Annotated in this window: 22 protein-coding genes; 12 read left to right on the top strand and 10 right to left on the bottom strand. The window is 76.3% G+C overall.

Going from position 1 to position 25,504, the window contains the following annotated elements:
• Positions 1-281 precede the first annotated feature (281 nt).
• Positions 282-2,369, bottom strand: coding sequence for a 3-hydroxyacyl-CoA dehydrogenase NAD-binding domain-containing protein (locus ACI780_RS11680; protein ID WP_457003064.1), 2,088 nt, complete (start codon positions 2,367-2,369; stop codon positions 282-284).
• Positions 2,366-3,571 (bottom strand): thiolase family protein, encoded by a 1,206-nt coding sequence (locus ACI780_RS11675; RefSeq protein WP_456871821.1) that lies wholly within the window; start codon positions 3,569-3,571, stop codon positions 2,366-2,368. The genes ACI780_RS11680 and ACI780_RS11675 overlap by 4 nt, the downstream gene beginning before the upstream one ends.
• A 246-nt stretch (positions 3,572-3,817) precedes the next feature.
• Between ACI780_RS11675 and ACI780_RS11670 the strand changes: the two genes are divergently transcribed.
• The 3 genes from ACI780_RS11670 (at position 3,818) to ACI780_RS11660 (ending at position 7,111) form a co-directional block, all read left to right on the top strand.
• Complete coding sequence (locus ACI780_RS11670) at positions 3,818-4,924, top strand: sugar ABC transporter substrate-binding protein (RefSeq protein ID WP_457003061.1); 1,107 nt, start codon at positions 3,818-3,820, stop codon at positions 4,922-4,924.
• 90 nt (positions 4,925-5,014) lie between these two features.
• A complete protein-coding gene (locus ACI780_RS11665; protein ID WP_456871823.1) occupies positions 5,015-5,821 on the top strand; it encodes an ATP-binding cassette domain-containing protein in 807 nt (268 codons plus the stop codon).
• A 3-nt stretch (positions 5,822-5,824) separates the two neighbouring features.
• Positions 5,825-7,111 carry a sugar ABC transporter permease gene (locus ACI780_RS11660; RefSeq protein ID WP_456871824.1) on the top strand — a complete coding sequence of 429 codons (1,287 nt, stop codon included), beginning with the start codon at positions 5,825-5,827 and terminating at the stop codon, positions 7,109-7,111.
• Positions 7,112-7,246: 135 nt separating this feature from the next.
• Here the strand turns inward: ACI780_RS11660 and ACI780_RS11655 are convergent, their stop codons facing one another.
• Both ACI780_RS11655 and ACI780_RS11650 read right to left on the bottom strand, forming a co-directional pair.
• Entirely contained in the window at positions 7,247-8,434 is a 1,188-nt protein-coding gene (locus ACI780_RS11655) for an HRDC domain-containing protein (protein WP_456871825.1), read from the bottom strand.
• A 179-nt stretch (positions 8,435-8,613) separates the two neighbouring features.
• The gene (locus ACI780_RS11650) at positions 8,614-9,243 is read right to left on the bottom strand and encodes a DUF3000 domain-containing protein (protein WP_457003058.1); all 630 of its coding nucleotides are present in this window, start codon (positions 9,241-9,243) and stop codon (positions 8,614-8,616) included.
• A 136-nt stretch (positions 9,244-9,379) separates the two neighbouring features.
• Between ACI780_RS11650 and hemE the strand changes: the two genes are divergently transcribed.
• Genes hemE through hemQ form a run of 4 tightly spaced genes read left to right on the top strand, consistent with a single transcriptional unit; the run spans position 9,380 to position 13,003 of the window.
• On the top strand, positions 9,380-10,435 hold the full coding sequence (hemE, locus tag ACI780_RS11645; protein ID WP_456871827.1) for a uroporphyrinogen decarboxylase: 1,056 nt from the start codon (positions 9,380-9,382) through the stop codon (positions 10,433-10,435).
• Positions 10,432-11,799, top strand: a complete 1,368-nt coding sequence (gene hemG / locus ACI780_RS11640) for a protoporphyrinogen oxidase (RefSeq protein WP_457003056.1) — start codon at positions 10,432-10,434, stop codon at positions 11,797-11,799. The genes hemE and hemG overlap by 4 nt, the downstream gene beginning before the upstream one ends.
• A gap of 17 nt (positions 11,800-11,816) precedes the next feature.
• Positions 11,817-12,290 carry a hypothetical protein gene (locus ACI780_RS11635; RefSeq protein ID WP_457003054.1) on the top strand — a complete coding sequence of 158 codons (474 nt, stop codon included), beginning with the start codon at positions 11,817-11,819 and terminating at the stop codon, positions 12,288-12,290.
• On the top strand, positions 12,287-13,003 hold the full coding sequence (gene hemQ, locus ACI780_RS11630; protein ID WP_456871830.1) for a hydrogen peroxide-dependent heme synthase: 717 nt from the start codon (positions 12,287-12,289) through the stop codon (positions 13,001-13,003). The genes ACI780_RS11635 and hemQ overlap by 4 nt, the downstream gene beginning before the upstream one ends.
• Positions 13,004-13,170: 167 nt before the next feature.
• On the opposite strand, the gene msrB is transcribed toward hemQ, so the two are convergent.
• The 3 genes from msrB to ACI780_RS11615 are packed head-to-tail and all read right to left on the bottom strand — an operon-like array spanning position 13,171 to position 16,845.
• A complete protein-coding gene (msrB, locus tag ACI780_RS11625; RefSeq protein ID WP_457003051.1) occupies positions 13,171-14,046 on the bottom strand; it encodes a peptide-methionine (R)-S-oxide reductase MsrB in 876 nt (291 codons plus the stop codon).
• Positions 14,043-14,699 carry a response regulator gene (locus tag ACI780_RS11620; RefSeq protein ID WP_457003049.1) on the bottom strand — a complete coding sequence of 219 codons (657 nt, stop codon included), beginning with the start codon at positions 14,697-14,699 and terminating at the stop codon, positions 14,043-14,045. Before ACI780_RS11620 ends, msrB begins: the two co-directional genes overlap by 4 nt.
• Complete coding sequence (locus tag ACI780_RS11615; protein WP_457003047.1) at positions 14,683-16,845, bottom strand: histidine kinase; 2,163 nt, start codon at positions 16,843-16,845, stop codon at positions 14,683-14,685. Before ACI780_RS11615 ends, ACI780_RS11620 begins: the two co-directional genes overlap by 17 nt.
• Positions 16,846-17,023: 178 nt before the next feature.
• Between ACI780_RS11615 and ACI780_RS11610 the strand changes: the two genes are divergently transcribed.
• Both ACI780_RS11610 and ACI780_RS11605 read left to right on the top strand, forming a co-directional pair.
• Positions 17,024-17,674: a hypothetical protein gene (locus tag ACI780_RS11610; protein WP_457003045.1), complete on the top strand. Its 651-nt coding sequence runs from the start codon at positions 17,024-17,026 to the stop codon at positions 17,672-17,674.
• A 140-nt stretch (positions 17,675-17,814) separates the two neighbouring features.
• Complete coding sequence (locus ACI780_RS11605; RefSeq protein WP_456871835.1) at positions 17,815-18,306, top strand: hypothetical protein; 492 nt, start codon at positions 17,815-17,817, stop codon at positions 18,304-18,306.
• 66 nt (positions 18,307-18,372) lie between these two features.
• On the opposite strand, the gene ACI780_RS11600 is transcribed toward ACI780_RS11605, so the two are convergent.
• A complete protein-coding gene (locus tag ACI780_RS11600) occupies positions 18,373-18,576 on the bottom strand; it encodes a cold-shock protein (protein WP_012948038.1) in 204 nt (67 codons plus the stop codon).
• A gap of 319 nt (positions 18,577-18,895) precedes the next feature.
• On the opposite strand from ACI780_RS11600, the gene ACI780_RS11595 reads away from it, so the two are divergent.
• Positions 18,896-19,105 (top strand): hypothetical protein, encoded by a 210-nt coding sequence (locus ACI780_RS11595; protein ID WP_457003043.1) that lies wholly within the window; start codon positions 18,896-18,898, stop codon positions 19,103-19,105.
• A gap of 67 nt (positions 19,106-19,172) precedes the next feature.
• On the opposite strand, the gene ACI780_RS11590 is transcribed toward ACI780_RS11595, so the two are convergent.
• Positions 19,173-20,987: a GmrSD restriction endonuclease domain-containing protein gene (locus ACI780_RS11590; protein WP_457003041.1), complete on the bottom strand. Its 1,815-nt coding sequence runs from the start codon at positions 20,985-20,987 to the stop codon at positions 19,173-19,175.
• Between the two features lie 186 nt (positions 20,988-21,173).
• On the opposite strand from ACI780_RS11590, the gene ACI780_RS11585 reads away from it, so the two are divergent.
• Together ACI780_RS11585 and ACI780_RS11580 are read left to right on the top strand one after the other, a co-directional pair.
• Positions 21,174-22,784 carry a Na+/H+ antiporter gene (locus tag ACI780_RS11585; protein WP_456871838.1) on the top strand — a complete coding sequence of 537 codons (1,611 nt, stop codon included), beginning with the start codon at positions 21,174-21,176 and terminating at the stop codon, positions 22,782-22,784.
• 110 nt (positions 22,785-22,894) lie between these two features.
• A complete protein-coding gene (locus ACI780_RS11580; protein ID WP_457003038.1) occupies positions 22,895-23,341 on the top strand; it encodes an OsmC family protein in 447 nt (148 codons plus the stop codon).
• 9 nt (positions 23,342-23,350) lie between these two features.
• Here the strand turns inward: ACI780_RS11580 and ACI780_RS11575 are convergent, their stop codons facing one another.
• Positions 23,351-25,363: an ABC transporter ATP-binding protein gene (locus ACI780_RS11575; protein WP_457003036.1), complete on the bottom strand. Its 2,013-nt coding sequence runs from the start codon at positions 25,361-25,363 to the stop codon at positions 23,351-23,353.
• Positions 25,364-25,504: the final 141 nt, after the last annotated feature.

Below are 25,504 nucleotides of genomic sequence, written 5' to 3'. Positions count from 1 at the left end.
CCCCCCCCCCCCCCCCCCCCCCCCCCCCCCCCCCCCCCCCCCCCCCCCCCCCCCCCCCCCCCCCCCGCCCCCCCCCCCCCCCCGGCCCCCCCCCCCCCCCCCCCCCCCCCCCCCCCCCCCCGCGGAGGTGAGCCAGGACGGCCCCTTCGACGACGGCCCCTTCAACAACGGGCCCTCGACCACGGCCCCCTCGACCACGGCCCCTCGACGACGACGGCCCGGGCCCCCACGCGGGGACCCGGGCCGTCGTCGTCCGTGGACGTCCCGGGACGTGCGCGGGGTCAGGCGGGGAGCGAGGCCACCCCGCGCGGCAGGAACCGCCGGCCGGTCACCCGCTCGGAGACGCCGGTGCGGTCGAGGTGGGCGGAGATCCCGCCCAGCCAGAACGGCCAGCCCGCGCCCAGCAGCATGCACAGGTCGACGTCCTGCACGGCCTGGACGACGCCCTCGTCGAGCATCAGCCCGATCTCCTGCGCCAGGGCCTCGACGGCGCGGTCGCGCACCTGCTCCTCGCTCAGCGGCGAGTCGCCCGCGTCGATGCCCTCGAGCTCGGGGTCGACGACGCCGGGCTCGGAGTACACCGACGTCTTGCCCAGCTCGACCATCCGCCGCAGCCCCTCGCCGACGGCGAACCGGTCGGGGAAGGCCTCGTGCATCCGTTCGGCCACGTGCAGGGCGACCGGCGGGCCGACCAGCGTGAGCAGCTCGAACGGCGTCATCGGCAGGCCCAGCGGGTCCAGCGCCCGGTCGGCCACGGCCACCGGCGTGCCCTGCTCGACGGCGGCGGTGACCTCGCCGAGGAAGCGGGTGAGCAGCCGGTTGACCACGAACGCCGGGGCGTCGGCGACCAGCACGCAGGACTTCTTCAGTGCCTTGCCGACGGCGAACGCGGTGGCCAGCGTGGCGTCGTCGGTCTGCTCGGCGCGCACCACCTCCAGCAGCGGCAGCACCGCCACGGGGTTGAAGAAGTGCAGGCCCACCACCCGCTCGGGGTGCTCGAGCTTGGAGGCCATCTCGGTCACCGACAGCGCCGAGGTGTTGGTGGCCAGCACGCACTCGGCGGAGACGACGGCCTCCACCTCGGCGAACACCTGCTGCTTGACCGACATCTCCTCGAACACGGCCTCGATCACGAGGTCGGCGTCGGCGAACGCCGCCTTGTCCAGCGACCCGCTGACCAGGCCGGTGAGCCGGTTGAGCCGGTCGGCCGACAGCCGGCCGCGGGCGGCGAGCTGCTCCAGCTCCCCGCGCACGTAGCCCACGCCCTTGTCGACGCGCGCCTGGTCGACGTCGGTGAGGACCACCGGGACCTCCAGCTGCCGCACGAGCAGCAGTGCCAACTGGGAGGCCATGAGGCCCGCGCCGACGACGCCGACCTTGGTGACCTTGCGGGCCAGGCCCTTGTCGGGCGCGCCGGCCGGCCGCTTGGCCCGCTTGTTGACGAGGTCGAACGAGTACAGCGAGGCGCGCAGCTCGTCGCTCATCAGCAGGTCGGTGAGCGCCTCGTCCTCGGCCGCGGTGCCGGCGGTGAACGCCTCGCCGTCGACGCCGTGGCGGGCGAGGTCGAGCAGCTCGACGGCGCGCAGCGCACCCGGGGAGGCGTTGCGGGTGCGGGCGGCCACGATGCCGCGGGCGCGCTCGATCGCGGCGTCCCAGGCCGAGCGGTCGACCTCGGGGCGGGACACGACGACGTCGCCGTCGAGCACGCCGGCGGCCCACTCCAGCGACCGCTCGAGGAAGTCGGCCGGCTCGAGGACGGCGTCGGCGATGCCCAGCGCCGCCGCCTTCGGGGCCGGCGTCATCCTGTTCTGCGCCAGCGCGTTCTCGACGACCACCGTGACGGCGGCGTCGATGCCGATCAGGTCCGGCAGCAGCTGGGTGCCGCCCCAGCCGGGCACCAGGCCGAGGAACACCTCGGGGAAGGCCACCAGCGCCGTCGAGGCGATCGTGCGGTGGTGGCAGTGCAGCGCCAGCTCCAGGCCGCCGCCGAGGGCGACGCCGTTGACGAAGGCGAACGTCGGGACCGCCGAGTCCTTCAGCCTGCGGAACACCCGGTGCCCGGTCCGCGCCGTCTCCCGCGCCTGGTCGGCGGAGGTGACCGCCGGGACGCCGGAGAGGTCGGCACCGACGGCGAAGACGAACGGCTTGCCCGTGACGGCGATCGCCGCCGGCGCCGGGGTGTGCGCCTCGATCTCGTCGAGCGCGGCGTCCAGCGCCGCCAGGCCACCGGGGCCGAAGGTGGACGGGCGGGTGTGGTCGTGCCCGTTGTCGAGCGTGACGAGGGCGATCTCGCCGGCCAGGCCGGGCACGCGCAGGTACTGCACGTGCGCCTGCGTCACGACCTCGTTCGCGAAGACGGCGGTGGTCACTTGCTGACACCCTCCCAGTTCGGGTTCTCCCAGATGACGCTGGCGCCCATGCCGAGGCCCACGCACATGGCGGTCAGGCCGTAGCGGACGTCGGGCCGCTCGGCGAACTGCCGCGACAGCTGAGTCATGAGCCGCACGCCGGAGGAGGCCAGCGGGTGGCCGACGGCGATCGCGCCGCCCCACGGGTTGACCCGCGGGTCGTCGTCGGCGATGCCGAAGTGGTCGAGGAAGGCCAGCACCTGGACGGCGAAGGCCTCGTTGAGCTCGAAGAGGCCGATGTCGCCGATGGTCAGGCCGGTGCGGGCCAGCGCGCGCTCGGTCGAGGGGACCGGCCCGACGCCCATGACCTCGGGCTCGACGCCGGCGAAGCCGTAGCCGACCAGCCGCATGCCGGCCGTGAGGCCCAGCTCCCGGGCGACCTCCTCGGCGGCGAGGATGCAGCCGGTGGCGCCGTCGTTGAGGCCCGCGGCGTTGCCGGCGGTCACGTGCCCGTGCGGGCGGAACGGCGTCCGCAGCGTGGCCAGCCCCTCGAGGGTGGTGCCCGGCCGCGGCGGCTCGTCGGCGGTGGCCAGGCCCCAGCCGTGCTCGGCCGAGCGGGTCGCCACGGTCACCAGCTCCGGGCCGATCTGGCCGTTGGCCACGGCCTTGGCGTAGCGCTGCTGGCTGGCCAGCGCGAAGGCGTCGGCGCGCTCCCGGGTCAGGTGCGGGAAGCGGTCGTGCAGGTTCTCCGCGGTGGAGCCCATGACCAGCGCCGAGCCGTCGACGAGCTTCTCGCTGAAGAACCGCGGGTTGGGGTCGGCGCCCTCGCCCATGGGGTGGCGGCCCATGTGCTCCACGCCGCCGGCGATGGCGACGTCGTAGGCGCCGAAGGCGATCCCGCTCGCGGTGGTGGTGACGGCGGTCATCGCGCCGGCGCACATGCGGTCGATCGCGTAGCCGGGCACCGTCTTCGGCAGCCCGGCCAGCAGCGCGGCGGTCCGGCCGATGGTCAGCCCCTGGTCGCCGACCTGGGTGGTGGCGGCGATGGCCACCTCGTCGACGCGCTCGGCCGGCAGCGCCGGGTTGCGGCGCAGCAGCTCACGGATGACGCGGACGACGAGGTCGTCGGCGCGCGTCTCGGCGTAGAGACCCTTCGGGCCGGCCTTGCCGAAGGGGGTGCGCACGCCGTCGACGAAGACGACCTCGCGCAGCGAGCGGGACATGGGACCTCCGCAGCGGGAACGGGAACCGGCCCGGAGAGGGGCGCGGCACCGATAAAGTTACCCGCCGGTAACCGCGTGGCCAAGCACGGCCGACCCCTCCGGGTCGGGCGTGCCGGCGGGCCTCCCGTGCGTCCCCGGAGGGTCACGGTCCGGCAACGTGCCGGACGCACTCTTGCGACGGGTGTGACGGAGAGCGCATATTGGCCGCCGCACTTCTGTAGATTCCCGACGGAACGGTGGAGATCCATGGCGCGACGGCGCACCCTCATGACGGCCCTCGCGGCCTCCCTCGTCTTCAGCCTGGCCGCCTGCGGCAGCGACAGCGGCGGCGGTGACTCCGGCGACGGCGGTGGCGGCGGTGGCGGCGACTCCGCCGGCCGGGTCGGCGTGATCCTCCCCGACACCGAGTCCTCGGTGCGCTGGGAGAACTTCGACCGCCCCTACCTCGAGGCGGCCTTCGAGGAGGCCGGTGTCGACTACGACATCCAGAACGCCGAGGGCGACGCCCAGCGGCAGGCGACCATCGCCGAGCAGATGATCACCGAGGGCGCCACCGTCCTCGCGATCGTCAACCTCGACTCGGCCTCGGGCGCGCAGATCCAGGAGCAGGCGTCCGCCGAGGGCGTCGCCACCATCGACTACGACCGGCTCACCCTGGGCGGCACGGCGGAGTACTACGTCTCCTTCGACAACACCGAGGTCGGCCGGCTGCAGGGCCAGGGCCTGCAGCAGTGCCTCGAGGCCAACGGCGTCACGCAGGGCAACATCGCGTTCGTCAACGGCTCGCCCGACGACAACAACGCGACGCTGTTCTCCTCCGGCGCGCACGAGGTCCTCGACCCGCTGACGCAGTACACGCAGGTCGCCGAGCAGGCCGTGCCCGACTGGGACAACCAGGAGGCGGCGACGATCTTCGAGCAGATGTACACCCAGAACAACGGCAACATCCAGGGTGTGCTCGCCGCCAACGACGGCCTGGCGAACTCGGTGATCCAGATCCTCGAGCGCAACAACGCCGCCGGCCAGTCCAACGTGACCGGCCAGGACGCCTCCGTGGAGGGCCTGCAGAACATCCTCGCCGGCAACCAGTGCATGACGGTCTACAAGTCCGTCCGCGAGGAGGCCAGCGCGCTGGCCGACCTCGCCGTCGCGCTGATCAACGGCGAGGAGGCCGAGACCACCGGCACCGTCGAGGACCCCGAGGGCGGCCGCGAGGTCCCGTCGATCCTGCTCACGCCGGTCTCGATCTTCCGGGACAACGTCAACGACGTCGTCGAGGACGACTTCGTGAGCGCCGAGGAGCTGTGCACCGGCGACTTCGCCGCCGCGTGCCAGGAGCTCGGGATCGAGTAGTGGCCAGCAGCCGCCGGGGCGTCGATGATGGGCGCCCCGGCGGCTGCTCCACCGCTGCACCCGCCCACCCGCGCGACCGAGAGGCCCGGCGTGTCCGCACCCACCGACCGTCCCGAGGACGGCACCCCCACCCTGGAGCTCCGCGGCGTCAACAAGAGCTTCGGCGCGATCCAGGTCCTGCACGACGTGCACCTGAAGGTCTACCCCGGCCAGGTCACCGCGCTGGTCGGCGACAACGGCGCGGGCAAGAGCACGCTCATCAAGTCGATCGCCGGCATCCACGCCATCGACTCCGGCGAGGTGCTCTTCGAGGGCCGGTCGGTCACGATCGGCGGCCCGCGCGACGCCGCGGCGCTCGGCATCGAGATCGTCTACCAGGACCTCGCGCTCGCCGACAACCTCGACGTCGTCCAGAACATGTTCCTCGGCCGCGAGCGCAAGAACGGCTTCGTCCTCGACGAGTCGTCCATGGAGCAGGCCGCCCGGGACACCCTCGCCCGGCTCTCCGTGCGCACGCTGAAGTCGGTGCGCCAGCTGGTCTCCAGCCTCTCCGGTGGCCAGCGCCAGACGGTCGCGATCGCCAAGGCCGTGCTGTGGGAGTCCAAGCTGGTGGTCCTCGACGAGCCGACCGCCGCCCTCGGTGTCGCGCAGACCCGCCAGGTGCTCGACCTGGTCCGCCGGCTGGCCGACACCGGCCACGCGGTGGTCTTCATCAGCCACAACATGGTCGACGTCTTCGAGGTGGCCGACCGGGTCGCGGCCCTGTACCTGGGCCGGATGGCGGCCGACATCCCCATCTCCCAGGTCGACCGGCCCCAGGTCATCGAGCTCATCACCGCTGGCCGGTCGGGGAACCTGGGCATCGCGCCCGCCGACGTCGCGGCTGTGGAGGTCTGAACCATGTCCAGCACCATCTCCAAGCCCACCAGCGCGCAGGAGCCCGGCGGCGCCCCGTCGGGTTTCGAGGCCGACCGCTCCGCGGACTCCCTCGGCGCGGCGGCCCGCGCCTACGTCGACCGTGTCCGCGGCGGTGACCTGGGGGCGCTGCCGGCCGTCCTCGGCATCGTCGCGCTGGGCCTGCTGTTCTTCGTGCTGCGGCCCGAGACGTTCCTGACCCCGCGCAACATGGCCAACCTGGCCGACCAGGCGGCGCCGATCATCATCCTGGCGATGGGGCTGGTCTTCGTCCTGCTGCTGGGCGAGATCGACCTGTCCGCCGGTGTGGTCAGCGGCGTCTGCGCCGCGGTCATGGCCAAGCTGCTCGCCGACACCGGCGCGCCCTGGTGGGTCGCGGTGCTCGCGGCCATCGCCACCGGCGTGGTCATCGGTCTGTTCACCGGCAGCCTCGTCGGCCTGGTCGGCATCCCGTCGTTCGTGGTCACACTCGCGCTCTTCCTCGGCTGGCAGGGCTTCACGCTGCGGCTCATCGGCGAGGGCGGCACCGTGCCGGTGCGCGACCCGGTCATCTCGGCGATCAGCGACAAGAACCTGCCGGTCGTCCTCGGCTGGGTCCTCGCCGTGGTGGTCATCGCCCTGTACGCCGCGCTGCAGCTCAACCGGTTCCGCGTGCAGAAGGCCAAGGGGCTCGCCCACGCCCCGCTGGCGGTGGTGCTCGTGCGGATCGCGGTCATCGCCGCCGTCGTCGTCGTGGTCACGGCCGTGCTCAGCGTCGACCGGGCCCCGGCGCCCGGCGTGGTGCTCGCCGGCATCCCGTACGCCATCCCGCTCGTGGTCGTCCTGCTGCTGTTCCTGACCTTCGTGCTCGGCCGCACCGGCTTCGGCCGGCACGTCTACGCCGTCGGCGGCAACGCCGAGGCGTCCCGGCGGGCCGGCATCAACGTCACCCGGATCCGGGTGGCGGTGTTCGTCATCGGCTCGACCCTGGCGGCGATCAGCGGGATCGTCGCCGCCGCCCGGCTCGGCTCGGTGGCGCCCGGCTCCGGCGGTGGCAACACGCTGCTCTACGCCGTCGGCGCCGCGGTCATCGGTGGCACCAGCCTCTTCGGCGGCCGCGGACGGGTGCGCGACGCCGTCCTCGGTGGCCTGGTGGTGGCGATCATCGCCAACGGGCTCGGCCTGCTCGGCACCGAGGCGTACCTGAACTTCATCATCACCGGTGGGGTGCTGCTGCTCGCCGCCTCGGTCGACGCGCTGGCCCGGAGGAGGGCCGCCGCCACGGGCCATTGACGAAGGACCTCCCTGCCCCCCCACGCCTCGCTCCGCTCGGCGCGGGCCCCTGCAGGGAGGCCGTTCCAGCACCTCACCACGAGGGCCCGCCGTCCGATCCGGACGGCGGGCCCTCGCCGTCGGTGGGGATTCCGCTCAGGCGCGGTTGACGGCGTCGGTCAGCAGGTCGCGGGTGAGCTCGACCTGCCACTCGCGCGCACCCCCGGCGCGCAGCGTCGCGGCGACCGTCGCGGGGTCGCGCGGCTCCGGCGGCGTCCACGCCAGCCGGCGGACCAGGTCGGGGGAGAGCAGGTTCTCCACGGGCAGGTCGTGCTTCGCGGCGAGCTCGGCCAGTCCGGCGCGGGCCGCCTGCAGGCGGGTGGCCGCGGCCGGGTCGCGGTCGGCCCACCGGCTCACCGGCGGCGGTCCGTCGCCGGGGCGGCTGTGCAGCGGCAGCTCCGACTCGGGCAGCGCGCGGCCGCGGGCGAGCGCACCGAACCAGGTGCCCACCAGCCGGCGGTTGGCCCGGCCGCGGAACACCGGCAGCTCGAGCAGCGCCGCCTCGGTCTGCGGGTCGGCCTGCACGGCGGAGACCATCGCGGCGTCGGGCAGCACCCGGCCCGGGGCGATGTCGCGCCGGCGGGCGAGGTCGTCGCGGGCCTCCCACAGCGAGCGCAGCATGCCCAGCTGCCGGCGGTTGCGCAGCCCGTGCACGCCGGAGGTGCGCCGCCACGGGTCCTGCCGGGGCGCCGGCGGCCCGGCGGCGAGGACCGCCGCGAACTCCTGCCGTGCCCACTCCGTCTTGCCCTGCTCCGCCAGCAGGGCGGCGAGCGCGTCGCGGAGGTCGACGAGCACCTCGACGTCGAGCGCGGCGTAGACCAGCCACTCCTCCGGCAGCGGGCGGGTGCTCCAGTCGGCGGCGGAGTGGCCCTTGACCAGCGAGTACCCCAGCAGCGACTCCACGACGGCGGCCAGGCCCACCCGCGGCAGCCCGGCGAGGCGCGCGGCGAGCTCGGTGTCGAAGACCCGCGCGGGCACCAGCCCGATCTCGGCGAGGCAGGGGAGGTCCTGGCTGGCCGCGTGCAGCACCCACTCCTCGTCGCCGATGGCGGCCTGGACCCCGGAGAGGTCGTCCAGCGGGACGGGGTCGACCAGGCCGGTGCCGGCGCCGGCGCGGCGCAGCTGCACCAGGTAGGCGCGCTGGCCGTAGCGGTAGCCCGAGGCGCGCTCGGCGTCGACGGCGACCGGGCCGGTGCCCGCGCGCAGGGCCGCGGCGTACTCGGCCAGCGCCGCCGGGGTGTCGATGACCGGCGGCAGGCCGTCGCGGGGGGCGAGCAGCGGCACCGGGGCGGGGGCGTCGGCCGCCGGTGCGTCGTCGGCCGGGGTGGGGTCGTCGGCCGGTGCGGGGTCGGGCAGGGGCTGGGTGCTCAGTTGCCGTCCACCTTCTCGCCCCGTCTCGTCCGTGCGCCCGCCCTGGTCGCCCCCGGTGCGGACCGGGGAGTGCCGGACTCCCCGGTCCGATGCTAGTTGCCGTCGTCGGCGGAGCCGGAGGGACCCAGCAGGGAGACCCCGGGCGGGGGGAGCCCCGCCGCGGTGCCGATGACCTCCAGCCAGGCGTCGAGGTGCCGGTCGAGGGCGGTGTCCGTGGCGGTCCAGGAGGCCCGGATCTCGACGTCGACGGTGTGCTCCGGGCCGGCCAGGTCGCCGAAGCGGGTGGAGGCGGTGCGGGTGACCGTCCCGCCGAGGGCCTGCGCCGCGGCACCGGAGCCGGCCAGCGCCTCGGTCAGCCAGCTCCACGCGACCTCGGAGAACATCGCGTCGTCGACCATGTGCTCGTCGGTGCTGGCCGACAGGTACCCGACGCAGCGGGTGGTGCCGTGCCAGGCCTCGTGACCGGCGGGGTCGTGGAGCACGATGAACCGGCCGACGGCGAGCTCGACCTCGTCGTCGCCCTCGCCCTCGGTCACCCGCACACCCAGCGCGTGGGCGAACGGCGCGAGCCGCTGCGGGGCGGGGATGGGCTCGACGACGATCTCCGGGCGGACGCGCAGCGCGGTGAGTGCGGCGACGCCGGCGACGAAGTCGGCGGGAGGGTCCGTGGCCGCGCGTGCACCGGCACCCTCCCGGGGACCGGCCAGCTTGCGAGGCTCCACGCTCGCAGGGTAGGGCCCCGGGCCCGGTCTGTCTCGGACTCGCCGCAGGTCGGCGGCCCGGGACGGGCGGCGGGCCGGTCCCGGGCGCCGGGCGCTCCGGCACCGGGGCGCCCCGGGTCTGGGAGGATCGGCCGTCGTGAGCACCGCTGCCGCCCGCCCGACGTCCCCCGCCGACTCGGACCTCGTCCGTGCCGCGCGCGGCCTCCCGGTCGACCGGACGCCGGTGTGGTTCATGCGGCAGGCCGGCCGCTCGCTGCCGGAGTACCGCGCGCTGCGCGCCGGGACGGCGATGCTGGAGGCCTGCCAGGACCCCGACCTGGTCACCGAGATCACCCTGCAGCCGGTCCGCCGGCACGGCGTGGACGCCGCGATCCTCTTCTCCGACATCGTGCTGCCGCTGGTGGTGGCCGGGGTCGACATCGAGATCAAGCCCGGCGTCGGCCCGGTGGTGGCCGACCCGGTGCGCACGGTGGCCGACGTCGACGCGCTGCCCGACCTCGAGCCCGACCGGCTGGACTTCCTCGCGACGGCGGTGCGCCGGCTGGTCGCCGAGCTCGGGCCCACGCCGCTGATCGGCTTCGCCGGGGCGCCCTTCACGCTGGCCACCTACCTCATCGAGGGCGGCCCGTCGAAGGAGCACGCCCGCACCAAGGCGTTCATGTACGCCGAGCCCGAGGCATGGACCCGGCTGCTGGACCGGCTGGCGGTGTCCGCCGCGACGTTCCTGCGGGCGCAGGTCGACGCCGGCGCCTCGGCGGTGCAGCTGTTCGACTCCTGGGCCGGCGTGCTGTCCGCGGCCGACTACGGCACCCGCGTGCTGCCGCACTCCCGCGCCGTCTTCGACGGGCTCGGCGACCGCGACGTCCCGCGCGTCCACTTCGGCGTCGGCACCGGGGAGCTGCTGGCGCTGATCGGCGACGCGGGGGCCGACGTCGTCGGCGTCGACTGGCGGGTGCCGCTGGACGAGGCCGCGCGGCGGGTGGGCCCCCAGCGGTCGCTGCAGGGCAACCTCGACCCCGCCGTCCTGCTCGCCGACCGGGCCACCGTCGACCGCGAGGTGCGCCGCGTCGTCGAGCAGGGCCGCGCCGCCCGCGGGCACGTGTTCAACCTCGGCCACGGCGTGCTGCCCGACACCGACCCCGGCGTGCTCACCCACGTCGTCGACCTGGTGCACGAGCTGACCCGGCGATGAGCCGGCTGGTCGTCGTCGGCGCGGGGATCACCGGGCTCGCTGCGGCGTTCGCGTGGTCGCGGCAGCGCCCCGGTGACGAGGTCGTCGTCGTCGAGGCCGGCGGGCGGATCGGCGGCAAGGTCGACCGGGTCGAGCTGGCCGGCACCTGGTACGACACCGGCCCGGAGGCGGTGCTCGCCCGCGTCCCCGAGGCGCTCGAGCTGGTCGCCGAGCTCGGGCTGGCCGACCGGCTGGTCGCGCCGTCGACGACGCAGGCCTCGATCGTGCTGCCCGACGGCCGCCACCCGCTGCCGCCGGGCACCGTGCTCGGGGTGCCGACGTCGGCCGACGGGCTGGCCGGGGTGCTCACCCCCGACGGCGTCGCGCGGGTGCGGGCGGAGGCCGATCTGCCGCCGCTGCGCCTCGGCGGCGACGTCTCGGTCGGGCGCCTGCTGCGCGAGCGGCTCGGGGACGAGGTGGTCGACCGGCTGGTCGAGCCGCTGCTGGGCGGGGTCTACGCCGGCCGGCCCGACGACCTGTCGCTGGCGGCGACCATGCCGGCGCTGGCCGCGCAGCTCGCCCGCACCGACAGCGTGCTCGCCGCGGCGGTGGCGGCCCGGGAGGCCGGCGCGCGCAGCCGCGGCGACGTCGACGGGCCGGTGTTCGTCACCGTCGCCGACGGGCTCGGGGCGCTGCCGCAGGCGCTGGCCGATGCCTCCGGTGCGCACGTGCGGCTGCGCACGCCCGCGCACGCGCTGCGCCGGGCGGGCGGGCGGCTGGAGGTCGCCGTCGGCCCGCTCGCGGCACCGGAGGTCATCGAGGCCGACGCCGTCGTCGTGACCTCGCCGGCGGGCAAGTCCGCCCGGCTGCTGGCCGGCGTCGCGCCCGGCGCGGTCGAGCCGTTGCGCGGCATCCCGTACGCCTCGATGGCGGTGGTGGCGATGGCCTTCCCGGCGCAGCCGGTCGATGCCGGGTCCGGGCTGCTGGTGCCGCCGGTGACCGGGCGGCTGGTCAAGGGCGTCACCGTGTCGTCGTCGAAGTGGCCGCACCTGTCCGGCGACGGCCTGGTGCGGGTGCGCGCGTCGGTGGGCCGCTACGGCGAGGAGGTGCAGCTGCAGCGCGACGACGACGACCTCACCGCCGCGGTGGTCGCCGACGTCGCCGACCTGCTCGACCTCGAGCGCCGGGAACCGGTGGAGACGCACCTGGCCCGCTGGGGCGGCGGGCTGCCGCAGTACCTGGTCGGGCACCCGCAGCGGGTGGTCGCCGTCCGGGACGCGGTGGCCGCGGTGCCCGGCCTGGCCGTGGCCGGGGCGGCCTACGACGGGGTCGGGGTGCCGGCGTGCATCCGCGGCGCCCGCCGGGCGGTCGAGGCGCTGGCCTGACCTGACAGGGTGTGCCGGTGACCGCCTCGATCCTCCTGCGGGCCGCCCTGCTCGGCACCGCCGCGGGTGGCCGCAGCTCCCTCGGCGTGGCCGCGCCCGCGCTCGCCGCCTCGCCCCGCGCGCCGGTGCGGTGGGCCGCGCTCGCCGCCGTCGGGGGGGAGCTGGTGGCCGACAAGCTGCCGGCGACCCCGGACCGCACGATGCCGCCCAGCTTCGCCGTCCGGGTGCTCTCGGGAGCCGCCGGCGGGGTGCTGCTGGCGCGGCGCGCCGGCGGGACGGCGGTGCCGGCGGCGCTGGCCGGGGCGGCCGGTGCCACGGCGGGCACGCTGAGCGGGCTGCGCTGGCGGCGGGAGGCGGCGCCGCGCCTGGGGGCGCTGCCGGCGGCGCTGGCCGAGGACGCGCTGGTGCTGGTGTCCGCCGCCGCTGCGGTCCGCGCCACACCCCGCGCCCCGGCAGGGCCCCCGCCCACCGCGGGAGGATGGGGGGCATGAGCGAGCAGACGGAGACGAAGAGCACCGGCAAGCGGGCCAACGAGCTCAACGCCCTCATCCGCTACACGATGTGGTCGGTGTTCCGGCTCGCCCGGCCGCTCGCCGACGAGCAGCGCACCGCCGCCGCCGAGGAGGTCGCCGGGCTGTTCGAGGAGCTGGCGGGCAAGGGCGTCGTCGTCCGCGGGACCTACGACCTCGCCGGCCTGCGCGCCGACGCCGACCTGATGGTGTGGTGGCACGCGGAGTCCCCCGACGCGCTGCAGGAGGCCTACACCCGGCTGCGCCGCACCACGCTCGGCCGAGCGCTGGAGCCGGTCTGGTCGCAGATGGCGCTGCACCGCCCGGCGGAGTTCAACCGCAGCCACATCCCGGCGTTCCTCGCCGACGAGGAGCCGCGCCGCTACGTCTGCGTCTACCCGTTCGTGCGGTCCTACGAGTGGTACCTGCTGCCCGACGAGGAGCGGCGGGACATGCTCAAGGAGCACGGCATGCAGGCCCGGCCCTACCCCGACGTCCGCGCGAACACGGTCGCCTCGTTCGGGCTGGGCGACTACGAGTGGATGCTCGCCTTCGAGGCCGACGAGCTGCACCGCATCGTCGACCTCATGCGCGACCTGCGGGCCAGCCGCGCCCGCCGGCACGTGCGCGAGGAGATCCCCTTCTACACCGGCATGCGCAAGCCGGTCGCCGAGCTGGTGCGCGACCTGGCCTGATGCGGGGCCGCGCCACGATCAGGTGACCTGATCGTGGCGGGTCCTCCCGCACGGTCCACCGTGGGGGAGGACGCGCTGCGGTGGGGGAGGACGGCGCCGCGCGCCCCGACGCGACCGAGGGCGGCCACCCGATCCGGGTGACCGCCCTCGGGGCGTGCGGGGAGGGCTCAGCCTTCGGCGGGGACCAGCCGGATGGAGACCGAGTTGATGCAGTAGCGGTCGCCCGTCGGGGTCTGCGGGGCGTCGTCGAAGACGTGGCCGAGGTGGCTGTGGCAGCTGCCGCAGAGGACCTCGGTGCGGACCATGCCGTAGGTGCGGTCCTCGCGGAGCACCACGTTGTCCGACGACGACGGCTCGTAGAAGGACGGCCAGCCGCAGTGCGAGTCGAACTTGGTCTCCGAGCGGAACAGCTCGGCCCCGCACGCGCGGCAGGTGTAGACGCCGACGGTCTTGGTGTCGACGTACTCACCGGTGAACGGGCGCTCGGTGCCGGCCTGGCGCAGCACGGCGTACTCCTGCGGGGAGAGCTCGGCCCGCCACTCCTCGTCGGTCTTGGTCACCCTGGGCTGGGGAGTGGTCGTCATGCCTGGAGGAACAGGCCGGCCGACGGGCGGATTCCCCGCGCGCACCGCCGCGACCAGCCGGGCGAGCAGCCCCGAGGGGTCGTGCAGGGCGACGAACCCGTCCTCGACGACCCGCGCCGTGCCGGCGTCGACCGGGTCGCCCGCCCAGCTCTCCGGCACCAGCCCGACGTCGACCTCCAGTCCCCCGGGCAGGCGGAGGCGCCGCTCGAGCAGCGGCCCCCAGCGCCGCGTCCGCAGGTCGGCCGCCCCGGCACCGAGGAGGCCGGCCAGCCGGTCGGCACCGCGGTAGCCGTCCCGGTCGCGGGTGACGACGACGAGGTCGACGTCGGAGTCCGGCCGCGCCGTCCCGCAGGCCCGCGACCCGGCGAGCCCGACGGCGACGACGTCCGGGCGGCCCGCGGCCCAGCCGGCCACCCGCCGCAGGACGCCGCGGACGTCGTCGGCGTCGTGGGTCGTCACCGCCCCAGGCCGGCCTCGCGGGCCCGCACCATCGCCTGCGCGCGGTCGGTGACCTGCAGCTTGGTCAGCACGTTGGAGACCACGTTGCGCACGGTCTTCGGCGACAGGTACAGCGCCGCGGCGATCTGCGCGTTGGACCGCCCCGCGGCGACCAGGTCGAGCACCTCCCGCTCGCGGGCGGTCAGCTGCGGGAACGCCGTCTCGGGACCGGCCGGCCCGGCGGTGAAGAAGTCGGCGATCCGGCGGGCCAGCGCCGCGCCGAACACCGCCCCGCCCGAGGCCACGGTGGTGATCGCGCGCACCACCTCCTCCTGGTCGGCGCCCTTGAGCAGGTAGCCGCGGGCGCCGGCGCGGACGGCGGCGAACACCGTGCCGTCGTCCTCGCTCATCGTCAGCACCACCACGCCCACCGACGGCGCCTCCGCGGCGATCCGCCGGGTGGCCTCGATGCCGTCGAGCACCGGCATCTGCACGTCCATGACGACGACGTCGGGCAGGTGCTCCCGGACCACCTCGACCGCCGCCGCGCCGTCGGCCGCGGTGCCGACCACCTCCAGCCCGGGCACGGAACCGAGCAGCAGCGCCAGCCCGTCGCGGTAGACGGGGTGGTCGTCGGCGACGACCACCCGCACCGGCTCATCCGGTTCGCTCACCGGGGACCCCTCCCTCGGCGGGCAGCACCGCCCGCACCCGCGTGCCGCCCTCGGCCGGGCAGCTGACCGTGCAGTGTCCGCCCAGCTCGGCCGCTCGCTCGCGCAGCGACACGAGCCCCACCCCGGCGGCCCGGTCCGGCGCGATGCCGGTGCCGTCGTCGGCGACGGTGACCACGAGAGCGCCGTCGCCGTCGCGCTCCAGGGTCACGTCCACCCGGGAGGCCCGCGCGTGCCGGGCGGCGTTGGCCAGCGCCTCCGAGGCGATCCGGTAGGCGGCCACCTCCACCGCCGCGGGCAGGTCACCCACGCCGTCGGCGGTGACGGTCACCGGCACCCGCGGGGCGAGCAGCCGCTCGGCCTGCTGGCGCACCGCCCCGGCCAGACCGAGGTCGTCCAGGGCCGGCGGGCGCAGGTCGTGCACCAGCCGGCGGACGTCGGCCAGCGCGGCGGCGACGTCGTCGCGGGCCTGCCGGAGCAGCCGGTCGGCGTCCTCGGGCCGGGCGGCGGCGAGGTTGCGGGCGGTGTCGATGCGCAGCACCACCGCGCCCAGCGAGGGGCCGAGCCCGTCGTGCAGGTCGCGGCGCAGGCGACGGCGCTCCTCCTCGCGGGCGGTGACCAGCTGCTCCCGGCTGGCCTGCAGCTGGGCGGCGAGGGCGCCGGCCCGGGCCGCCGCCGCGGCCTGCCGGACGACGTCGGCGAGCAGCCGCTCGTCGCGGGTCACCAGCTGCGCGCGGACGCCGTCGCGGGGGAGCAGCAGCCGGCCGACCTGCTCGTCGCGGTAGGCGATCGGCAGGGACGTGACGGCGGCCGGCCGGGTGCCGTGCTCGGCGACCAGCCGTCCACCGTCGGCGGAGTCGACCTCGACACCGACGTAGGGGCTGCGGAACGCCTCGGCGATGCCCGCGGCGACCGCCATGAGCTGCTCCTCGGCGCCGTCGGTGCGCTCCAGCCGCTCGGCCAGGCCGGAGACGACGCGGTAGGGGTCCTCGCGCTCGCCGAGCACCCACCGGCGGACCAGCCGCCACAGCGGTGAGCGCAGCGGGACGTAGACGCCGGCGACCAGCACCAGGGTGAGCAGCGTGGCGTCGCGCTCGCCGAAGGAGTCGCCCAGCAGCGCCCCGGCGGCGCCGAGGACGGCGAGGTCGAGGAGCACCACGCCCACGGCGAGGCCGCCGTACACCAGCGTGCCGCCGAGGAGGCGGTCGACGTCGACCGCCTGCGGCCGCAGGACGCCGACGGCGACCGCCGCCCCGGTCAGGGTGACGGCGAGGGAGAGCGCGATCGAGGCCTCGTCGCCGGGGAGGAAGAGGGTCGCGACCATGAGCAGCAGATCGACGACGGCGGCCCACAGCAGCCAGCGCATCCGGCGGCGGCCGTCCCCGGAAGCCCGCCGGTACCGGGCGACGACGGCCGCGACCGGCACGACCACACCCAGGACGGCCACCGGGAACGCCACCCGCAGCAGCGGCAGCACGACCGCCTCCGGCAGCGGCAGGCTCGTGGGGTCGAGGTCGAGCGACCGGTAGACCTCCGGCACGCGGCTGCCGGTGCGGGCGTCGGCGATCTCCGAGGGGACGACGAGCAGCAGCGTCGGCAGCAGCGCCGTGGACACCAGGCTGAGCACCGCCACCGGGCGCCACCGCCCGGCCGGCAGCCGCCCGTCGGGGTAGAGGAGCAGCAGCAGGGGCAGGCCCAGCAGCAGCCAGGCGCCGAACCGCTGGACGAACCAGAACGACGCCGTCGCCCCGGGCAGCGGCGGGTCGGACTGCACGGCGAACACCAGCCAGGACTGCGCGACGCCGTCGAGCGCCCACAGCAGCCCGGTGCCGGCCACGACCCACGAGACGGCGTTGCGCGGGGCCCGGTGCAGCAGCAGCGCCGCGGGCACCGCCAGCCCCACGCCGGGCAGGCCGATCAGCCAGCCGGCGCCGGCCTCCGCGGCGGTGCGCGCCGCCGCGGGGGTGAGGAGGTCGAGGACGGTGGCCCCGGCGAGCGAGGCCACGGTGACCGCGACGACCGCCCAGGCGGTGAGCCGGACCGCGCGCGGCGTGCGCCCGGGGTCGTCGTCCACGGGGAACGCCGAGGCGGGCGGCGCTGCCCCGGCCGCCTCGGGCCCCGGACCGGCCACCACGCTCGCTGCCTGCACGCGCAGGATCCTCACCTGCCGCCGTCCCCGTCGTCACGGGTCGGCCGTCCCGTGTCACCCGGGACACCGGACGGGACCGGATCGGTGGCAGCGGGCCCTGGGCGCCCGGGACGCGTCCCCGCGACGGTTCTCCCGGAACGGCGCACAGGGCGCCGCGAGCCCCGAACCGGGAGACGAGATGTCCCTGCACACCACCCCCGCACCCGCCCGGACCGACGCCCCCGCGGTGCCGGCCGGACCGGCGCCCCGCCCCGTCGCCTCCACCCGCTCGGTGCGCCGCGCCGGCATCGCGGTCGCCACCGGCTCGGCGGCCTGGGCCGCCGCCACCCTCGCCTTCGGCATCGACCCCGCGAACCGCTGGCAGGACCTGACCTACGAGGTGACCGCGCTGCTGTTCCAGCTCGGCCTCCTCGCCCTGGTCTCCGTGCAGCTGCGCACCGGGGCGATCGGGACGGGCCGGCTCGCCCGGTTCTCCCTCCACCTCGAGCACGTGCTGCTCGGCCTGGCGATCCTGTCGACGCTCAGCTCGGCGTTCCTGCCGCAGTACGCCGAGGAGGGCTGGTACCTCGCCCTCGACGTCTTCTGGCCGCTGTCGATGGTCGGCATGTTCCTCATCGGCATCCGGATCGCGATCGCGGGCCGCTGGACCGGCGCTGCCCGCTGGTGGCCGCTGGGTGCCGAGAGCTGGGCGCCGGTGAACATCCCGGTCGCGCAGATCGCGCCGGAGCTCATCGCCTACACCGCCGGTGGTCACCTGCTGGTCGGCTACGTCGCCCTCGGCGTCGTGCTCGCGCTCCGGCCGGAGCTGACCGGCGCCCGCGACGCCTGACGAAGGACCCCCGTGCCCCCCACCGCTCGCAGGCTCGCGGCGGGACCCTGCACGCGGGCCGATCACCACCACACCGATGGCCCCGCCACCCCGTGCCCCCGGGTGGCGGGGCTCCGTCGCGTCCGGCGGAGACTGGGCCGGTGACCCCGCCCGACCGGCCGCTGCCCGACACGCCGCGGTCCGACACGCCGCTGCCCGACACCTGGTTCCGCCGCGACCTGCCCGTGCTGCGGGCGGTCGCGCGGCTCGTCGACGGGCCCGACCACGGCGGCAACCCCTACCTCGGCCAGGTGGTGCCGGCCAGCGGACTGCCCAAGCCCGACGTGCTCGCCGCCGCCCGGGCGCTGGTCGCCGCCGGCTACGTCGAGGTGCTCACCACCTACTCCGGGGAGATCGTCCGGTTCACCGGGATCTCGCCGGAGGCCCGCCGCCTGGCCGGGCTCTGGCCGACGCCGCAGTCGGAGTGGGAGCGGCTGGTCGAGCAGCTCACCGCCCGGGCGGCCCACGCCCCGACCGACGTCGAGCGGGCCCGCTGGCGGGCGTTCGCCGACGCCGCGACCGCCGTGGGGCCCGACGACGGCGCGCTGCTCATGTCGGCGCTGATCGGCGGCTACGTGCCCCGCGCGCGCTGACCGGCCCGCACACGACAGCGCCCCCGCCCGGCGGAGCCGGACGGGGGCGCTGCGCTGATCAGGGGATCAGAGCGGGTTGACGTTCGCCGCCTGCGGGCCCTTCTGGCCCTGCTCGATGTCGAACGAGATCCGCTGGCCTTCGTCGAGCGAGCGGTACCCGCTGGTCTGGATGGCCGAGTAGTGGACGAACACGTCCGGCCCACCGCCGTCAGGGGTGGCGAAGCCGAACCCCTTCTCCGCGTTGAACCACTTGACAGTTCCTTCGGGCATTGCTCGCTCCTAGCTGCGATGGTGCATCGGGGTCCTGCCAGTGCGCAGGGCCTTCCCGACGCGACGACCCTAGCCGTCCGGAGCCCCGCGTGGGGGACCGGGGCGCTGGTCAGGGTGCCGCGGGCCCGGGCGGTGCCGGGCGCCCGGTCGATGACCGCCGCGGCGCGCGCTCACACCCGGGTGCGCCCGGCGTCACCCGAAGGGGGTCGGTGCGGCGGTCTTGCGCCGATCGTGCGGTTGCGCGCAGCCGCCGCTGCGGCAGCCCGCGCAGGGTCGCAGGTGCCGGGACCGACCCCGGCCCGACCCGAGGAGCACCGCCGTGGACACCACCGGCCTCCCCCTGGTGCTGGTCGACCTGGCCGACCTCGAGCCCGCCGACCTCCACGCCCTGCTCGACGACGAGCTCGACGAGCGCGCGGGCGACGCCACGGAGTTCGCCGAGCTGCTGGCCGACGTCCTGCGCGCCACCGGCACCGCCGCGGCCCTCGCGCACCGCCTCGGCGCGCACGCCGCCCTGCTGGCCGACTGAGGCCGGCCCCCGGATCCGCCGGTCCTGGCCCCCGCACCACGGGGGCGCGGGGTCCAGGCCCCGGCGATCACTCGCAGCCGACGCCGTCGTCGTCGCGGTCGAACTTCGGGTCCCAGCCCGGGTCGCCGGGCGTGATGGGAGCGGCACCGGCGGCGCGCACGGCGTCGCAGTTCGCGTACGACGTGGCCACCGGCGGGGGCGCGGGCGCCGGCTCGGGGACCGGTGCCGGTGGCGGCGCGGGGACGGGCGCCGGAGCCGGGGCCGGCGCGGGCACGGGCGCCGGACGCGGGCTCGTCGTCGGCGCGGGCGCCGGCCGGCTGGGAGCCGCGGTGGTCGGCGCCGCCGTCTGCCGCGCCGGGACCGCCACGCCGCCGGGCAGCGGCTCGGCCGGGCAGCCGGCCAGCACCGTGGCGATCGCGTTGCGCTCGGCCGCGGTCGCCCACAGCCCGTAGCTCACCTTCACCGCGACCTGCCGGGCCACGTAGGCGCAGCGGTAGGACCGGTCGGGCGGGAGCCAGGTGGCGGCGTCGCCGTCGCCCTTGGCCTGGTTGAGCGGCCCGTCGACGGCGAGCAGGTTGAGCGGGTCGTTGGCGAACTGCGTGCGCCGCGCCGCGTCCCACTGCTGCGCGCCCTTCTGCCAGGCGTCCGACAGCGCGACGACGTGGTCGATCTGCACCGCCTCGCTGGTGCCCTGACCACGCCGGAAGTCGATCGTCCGGCCGGAGTAGGGGTCTGCGAGCGTGCCGGCGAGGACGACGCAGTCGCGCGTGCCGGCCTTGAACGTCTCGCCGGTGAGGTCGCGGGCCAGGACGTCGTTGCGCGTGTCGCAGCCGTTGCGGTCGGTGTCGACCCAGCCGGCGCCGAACAGGTCGCGGTCGTAGCCGGTGCGCGGTGCCCGACCCTGCACGGGGACGGCGGCCAGTGCGGCGAGGGCGGTGGACGGCGCGGCGCCGTCGACGGCGGCCTCGGTGGCGCCGTCGGAGAGCAGGCCGGTGGCCGGGTCGGGCGCGGGGACGGCGGTCTCGTCGGTCTCCGCCTGTGTGGCCGCGGCGTCGCCGGCGGCGGCCGCCGCCTCGGCCGCGGCGCTCACCTCGGCGGCCGAGGTGGTCGGGGCGGCCGGCGCGGAGCCGGTCGCGGGCCCCGCGGCGGCGGTGGGTGCGGCCGCGGGCACGGTGGCCCCGCCGATCCCGGTGGTCACCAGCCCGGCTGCCAGCACCGCCCCGCCGACCCGGCGCGAGGCGATGCCGGCCCACCGCGCGCGGCCGGCCACCACGGCACCCAGGCCGACCAGCAGCAGCGCGAGCCCCAGCGCGAGCACGCCGCCGGCCGGCCCGGAGCCGGCGGTGCCGGCCACCACGACCAGCAGGACGACGGCCGCGACGACGCCGAGGACGACGAGCCGGCGCCGCGGTCCGCCCGCCGGGACGGGCGCGGGCGGGAGGGGGACGGGCGGGAGCGGAGCGGGCGGCAGCAGAGCGGGCGGCGGTGGCACGGGCGGCGGCGCAACGGGCGGTCGGCCCGCGGCCGCGCGGTGCGACCCCTCCGCGAAGGCGACCAGCACCGCGAAGGGATCGGCGCCGGCGAAGGGGAACTGCACGTCGGCCCGGGTCTCGACCGCACCGGGCAGCCCGCGCGCGAACTCCCGGTCCGCCCGGCCACCGGAGCTCAGCTTGCCGCCGTCGACGTACAGCGTGGTGCGGTGGCCGGTCGGCGCGGTGGCCACCAGCCGCAGGTACGTGGCGCTGCTGCCCTCCTGCGGCGCGACCACCTCGTAGCCGAGCGCCGCGGCCTTGGAGACCACCGCCCGCATCGGTGTGCCGGGGGAGCGCTGCGCGTGGTGGCGCAGCACCCGCGCGACGGCCGGATCCGACAACGACGACACCTGGCACCTCCCCGGGGGTGCGCCGGTGCACCCCCGGTGCATGCTCCGCGCCGCGGACCGGGCGGTACAGGAACGCCAGGGGGCGCCGTGGCGGGCGCGGCCCGTGGGGGAGGTGCGACGGCGGAGGCGGCCGGGAGGCCGATACTGGGCCGCGGTCCGACCCCCTCCCGGACCGGTGGAGGCTCGATGGCGACGGACCGGACGCTCCTGGCGGCCGCGGCGGACAGCGCGGTGACGCTCGGGGGGCTGTTCGAGGTGCTCGGTCTGGTCCTCGTGGTGGCGGCCGTGACCGCGCTCAGCCGCAAGGTGCCGGTGGCCGGCCCGATCCTGCTCGTGCTGGTCGGCTTCGCGCTGTCCTACGTGCCCGGCGTGCCCGACTACCGCATCGACCCGAACGTGGTCCTGCTGCTCCTGCTGCCGCCGCTGCTCTACGCCGCGGCCTGGCGCACGTCCAACCGCTCGCTGCGGGCCAACCTGCGGACCATCGGGCTGCTGTCGGTCGGGCTGGTGCTGTTCACGACGCTGGTCGTGGGGCTGGTGGCCTGGGCGGTGGTCCCGGGCCTGCCGCTCGCGGCCGGCTTCGCCCTCGGGGCGGTGGTGGCACCTCCCGACGCCGTGGCGGCGACGGCGGTGGCCCGCCGCGCCGGCCTGCCCCGGGGGCTGGTGAGCGTCCTCGAGGGGGAGAGCCTGGTCAACGACGCGACGGCGCTGACCACGCTGCGAGTGGCCATCGCGGCGCTGGCCGGGTCGGTCACGATCGCGGACTTCCTCGGGGAGTTCGTCCTCGCCGCGGTCGGCGGGGTGGCGATCGGGCTGGGCACCGCGTGGGTCGCCGCGCAGCTGCACCGGCGCAACGACGAGCCGATGATCGACGTCGTCCTCAGCCTCCTGACGCCGTTCACCTCCTACCTGCTCGCCGAGGCCGTCGGCGCGTCCGGCGTGGTCGCGGTGGTGACCACCGGGCTCTGGCTGAGCACCCGGTGGTACCGGTACTTCACGGCGGCCTCGCGGACCCTCGCAGACCCGCTGTGGGAGATCATCGACTTCCTGCTCACCGGGATCGTGTTCGCACTCATCGGGCTGGAGCTGCCGTCGATCCTCGAGGAGGTCCGCGGGCTGCCGGCCGCCACCGTGGTGGGTGCCGCGGTGGCGGTGACCCTCGCGGTGGTGCTGAGCCGCCCGGCGTGGGTCTTCCCGGCCACCTACCTGGGGCGGCTGGTCCCGCGGGTGCGCCGGCGCGACCCGGTGACGCCGTGGCAGTACCCGGCGGTGCTGTCGTGGGCCGGGATGCGCGGGGTGGTCTCCCTGGCCGCCGCGCTGGCCTTCCTGCCCGGCGTCCCGCAGGGGAACCTGCTGGTCTTCCTGACCTTCGTGGTGGTCGTCGCCACCCTGGTCGGGCAGGGCCTGACGCTGCCCTGGGTGATCCGCCGGGCCGCGCTGCCCGGGCCCAGCGCCACCGAGGACGCGCTGCAGGAGGCCGCCGTCCAGCACGAGGCGGCCAACGCCGCGATCAAGCGCCTCGACGAGCTCGTCGCCGGCGACGGCGCGGTGCCGCCGGACGTCGTCGACCGGCTCCGGGACAAGGCCGAGATCCGCGGGCTGTTCGCCTGGGAACGGCTGGGCAGCCAGGACCGCGAGCCGCCGTCGACGGTCTACCGGCGGCTGCGCCGGGAGATGCTGGCCGTGGAGCGGGCGGTGTTCCTCCGGGCCCGCGACGAGGGCCGCATCGAGGAGGAGGTCGTCACGGCGATCCTGCGGGAGCTCGACACCGAGGAGATGCTGCTCAGCCGCAACTGACCGGCCGCCGTCCCGGGACACCGCGGCCGGCGACCTCGACGGGGCCCGGCCCGCGTGCCAGGGTCGGGCGTGGCGGCCCCACCGGGCGCGTGGACCACCTGGAGGACGACGTGACCGATCCCGCGGCGACCCCGTATACCACGGCGCAGGACGGCCTGGCGGTGGCCAGCGCCCTGCTGCCCGCCACCGAGGAGCGGGTGACGGCGGTGCACGTCGGCCGCCAGCACCTCACGGTGAGCGCCCCGCCGCACCGCGACGGCGGCAGCGCCGGCCCGAGCCCGCTGGGCCTGTTCGCGGCCGCGCTGGCCTCCGACACCGCCATCACGCTGCGGGCGCACCTGGACAGCACGTACTCCTACGGCGGTGACCTCGAGGTGGTCGTGGCGGTCCGCCCGGGGTGGGTCCTCGACGTCCGGGTGACCTACACCGAGGACCTCGACGCCGAGCAGCTCGACGGCGCCCGCGAGGTCGCCGGCCAGGCGCCCCTCACCCGCGTGCTCGGCACCGGCGTCGAGCTCCGGACGACGTTCGCGCACAGCTCCGCGCTGACCCGCTGAGCGCGGTGGTCACCGGCTCCCCGCCGGCGCCGCGCGCCCGTCCACCGCCCCGGCCTCTGCCCCGGTCGTGGACCACCCGTCGCGGGTCGAGGGGGTGTGCGGCACGACGTCGCCGTCGGCGAGGACGACGCCGTCGTCGCACCGCGCCTGGATCGCCCCGCCGCCGAACTGCTCGGCGTAGAGCCGGGCGTAGAGGCCGCCGAGGGCGAGCAGCTCGGCGTGCGTGCCCTGCTCGACCACCCGTCCCCGGTCGAACACGACGATGGTGTCGGCGGCCAGCACGGTCGAGAGCCGGTGGGCGATCGCGATGGTGGTCCGCCCCCGCATGGCCTGCTCCAGGGCCTGCTGCACCAGCCGCTCGCTGGCGGTGTCGAGGGCGGAGGTGGCCTCGTCGAGGATCAGCACGCGGGGGTCGGCCAGCAGCACGCGCGCGATGGCCAGCCGCTGCTTCTCCCCGCCGGAGAGCCGGTAGCCGCGCTCGCCGACGGTGGTGTCGTAGCCCTCGGCCAGCCGCTCGATCCGCTCGTCGATGTTGGCCGCGCGGGCCGCCGCCCGGACCTCCTCGTCGGTGGCGTCCGGGCGGCCGTAGCGCAGGTTGTCCCGCACCGAGGCGTGGAAGAGGTAGGACTCCTGGGTCACCACGCCGATCGCGCGGGCGAGGGTGGCCCGGGTCAGGTCGCGGACGTCGTGGCCGTCGAGGGTGACCCGGCCGGCGTCGACGTCGTAGAGGCGGGGCACCAGGTAGGACGCCGTCGTCTTGCCCGCGCCGCTGGGCCCCACGAAGGCGACGAGCGACCCGGCGGGGACGTCGAGGGTGACCCCGTCGAGGACCCACGGCTGGGTGCCGTCGCTGCCGGCGCGGTCCCCGGTGGCGTAGCGGAAGCGCACGTCCTCGAAGGCGACGTGCCCGGCGACGTCCTCCGCCCGCAGGTCCACGGCGCCGGGCCGGTCGACGATCGCCGGCCGCAGGTCGAGGTACTCGAAGACGCGCTCGAACAGCGCCAGCGAGGTCTGGACGTCGACGCCGACCCGCAGCAGCGCCACCACGGGGAACAGCAGCCGGGTCTGCAGCGTCGTGAACGCCACGATCGTCCCGGGGGTCAGCGTGGCGGCCCCGCCCGCGAGGAAGACCCCACCGATCGACAGCCCGGCCACCAGGTAGACCAGCGCCGGGGTCAGCCCGAAGAAGGCCTGGACGGTGGCGAAGAACGACTGGCCGGTCATGGTCTGCTGCACCTGCAGGTCGGCCTGCCGCGCGTTCTCCGCGGCGTACCGGCGCACCTCGGCGTCCTGGCGGTCGAAGACCTTGGCCAGCAGCACGCCGCTGACCGACAGCGTCTCCTGGGTGATGGCGGTCATGTCGGCCACCGACCGCTGGGTGGCCCCGGCGACCCGGCGGCGGACCCGGCCGACCCGCACCTGCAGCGCGACGAACACCGGCAGCAGCACCACCGCGACCAGCGTCAGCCGCCAGGACAGCACCAGCATGGCGACCAGCGCGCTGACCACGGTCACCACGTTGCCGAGGATCGAGCTCGCGGTGTCGGTGACCACCGACTGCACCCCGGCGACGTCGTTGCCCAGCCGGCTCTGGATCTCGCCGGTGCGGGTGCCGGTGAAGAACGCCAGCTCCATGCGCTGCAGGTGGGCGAACAGCCGGTCGCGCAGGTCGCGCATGACGGCGTTGCCCAGCCGGGTGGTCAGCCACGTCGTCGCCACCCCGAGGACGGCGCCCAGCAGGATCACGCCGATGCTCGCCCCCACCAGCACGAGGAGCAGGCCCAGCCGCGGCGGCCCGACCGAGCCGTCCGCGGTGCGGGGGAACAGCGCGCGGTCGAAGACCGCCTGGGTGAGGAACGGCAGCACGATGCCCAGCAGCGAGGACACCAGGATCGCCACCGCGACGACGGCGACCCGCCGCCGGTAGGGGCGGAACAGCGCCAGGACGCGGCGCCCGGTGCGGTCCGGCGCCGTGGCGCGTGCCGCCGTCGGCCGGGGGAGCCCCGGCGGGCCGGCGGTCATGGACCGAGCGTGTCCGACGGGCGGCCGGGCGTCCAGTGCCGCGGCGCAGGTCCGGCGGTGCGCTGTGGGCGAACGCCCGGAACGCCGCCCGCTCCGGTCGCGTTGGCCGCGGCATCGGTGATTACACCGTTGCAAGAGGAG

The organism is Geodermatophilus sp. SYSU D00814, from assembly GCF_054050055.1.
This window is presented reverse-complemented; position numbering and strand designations above follow the sequence as displayed.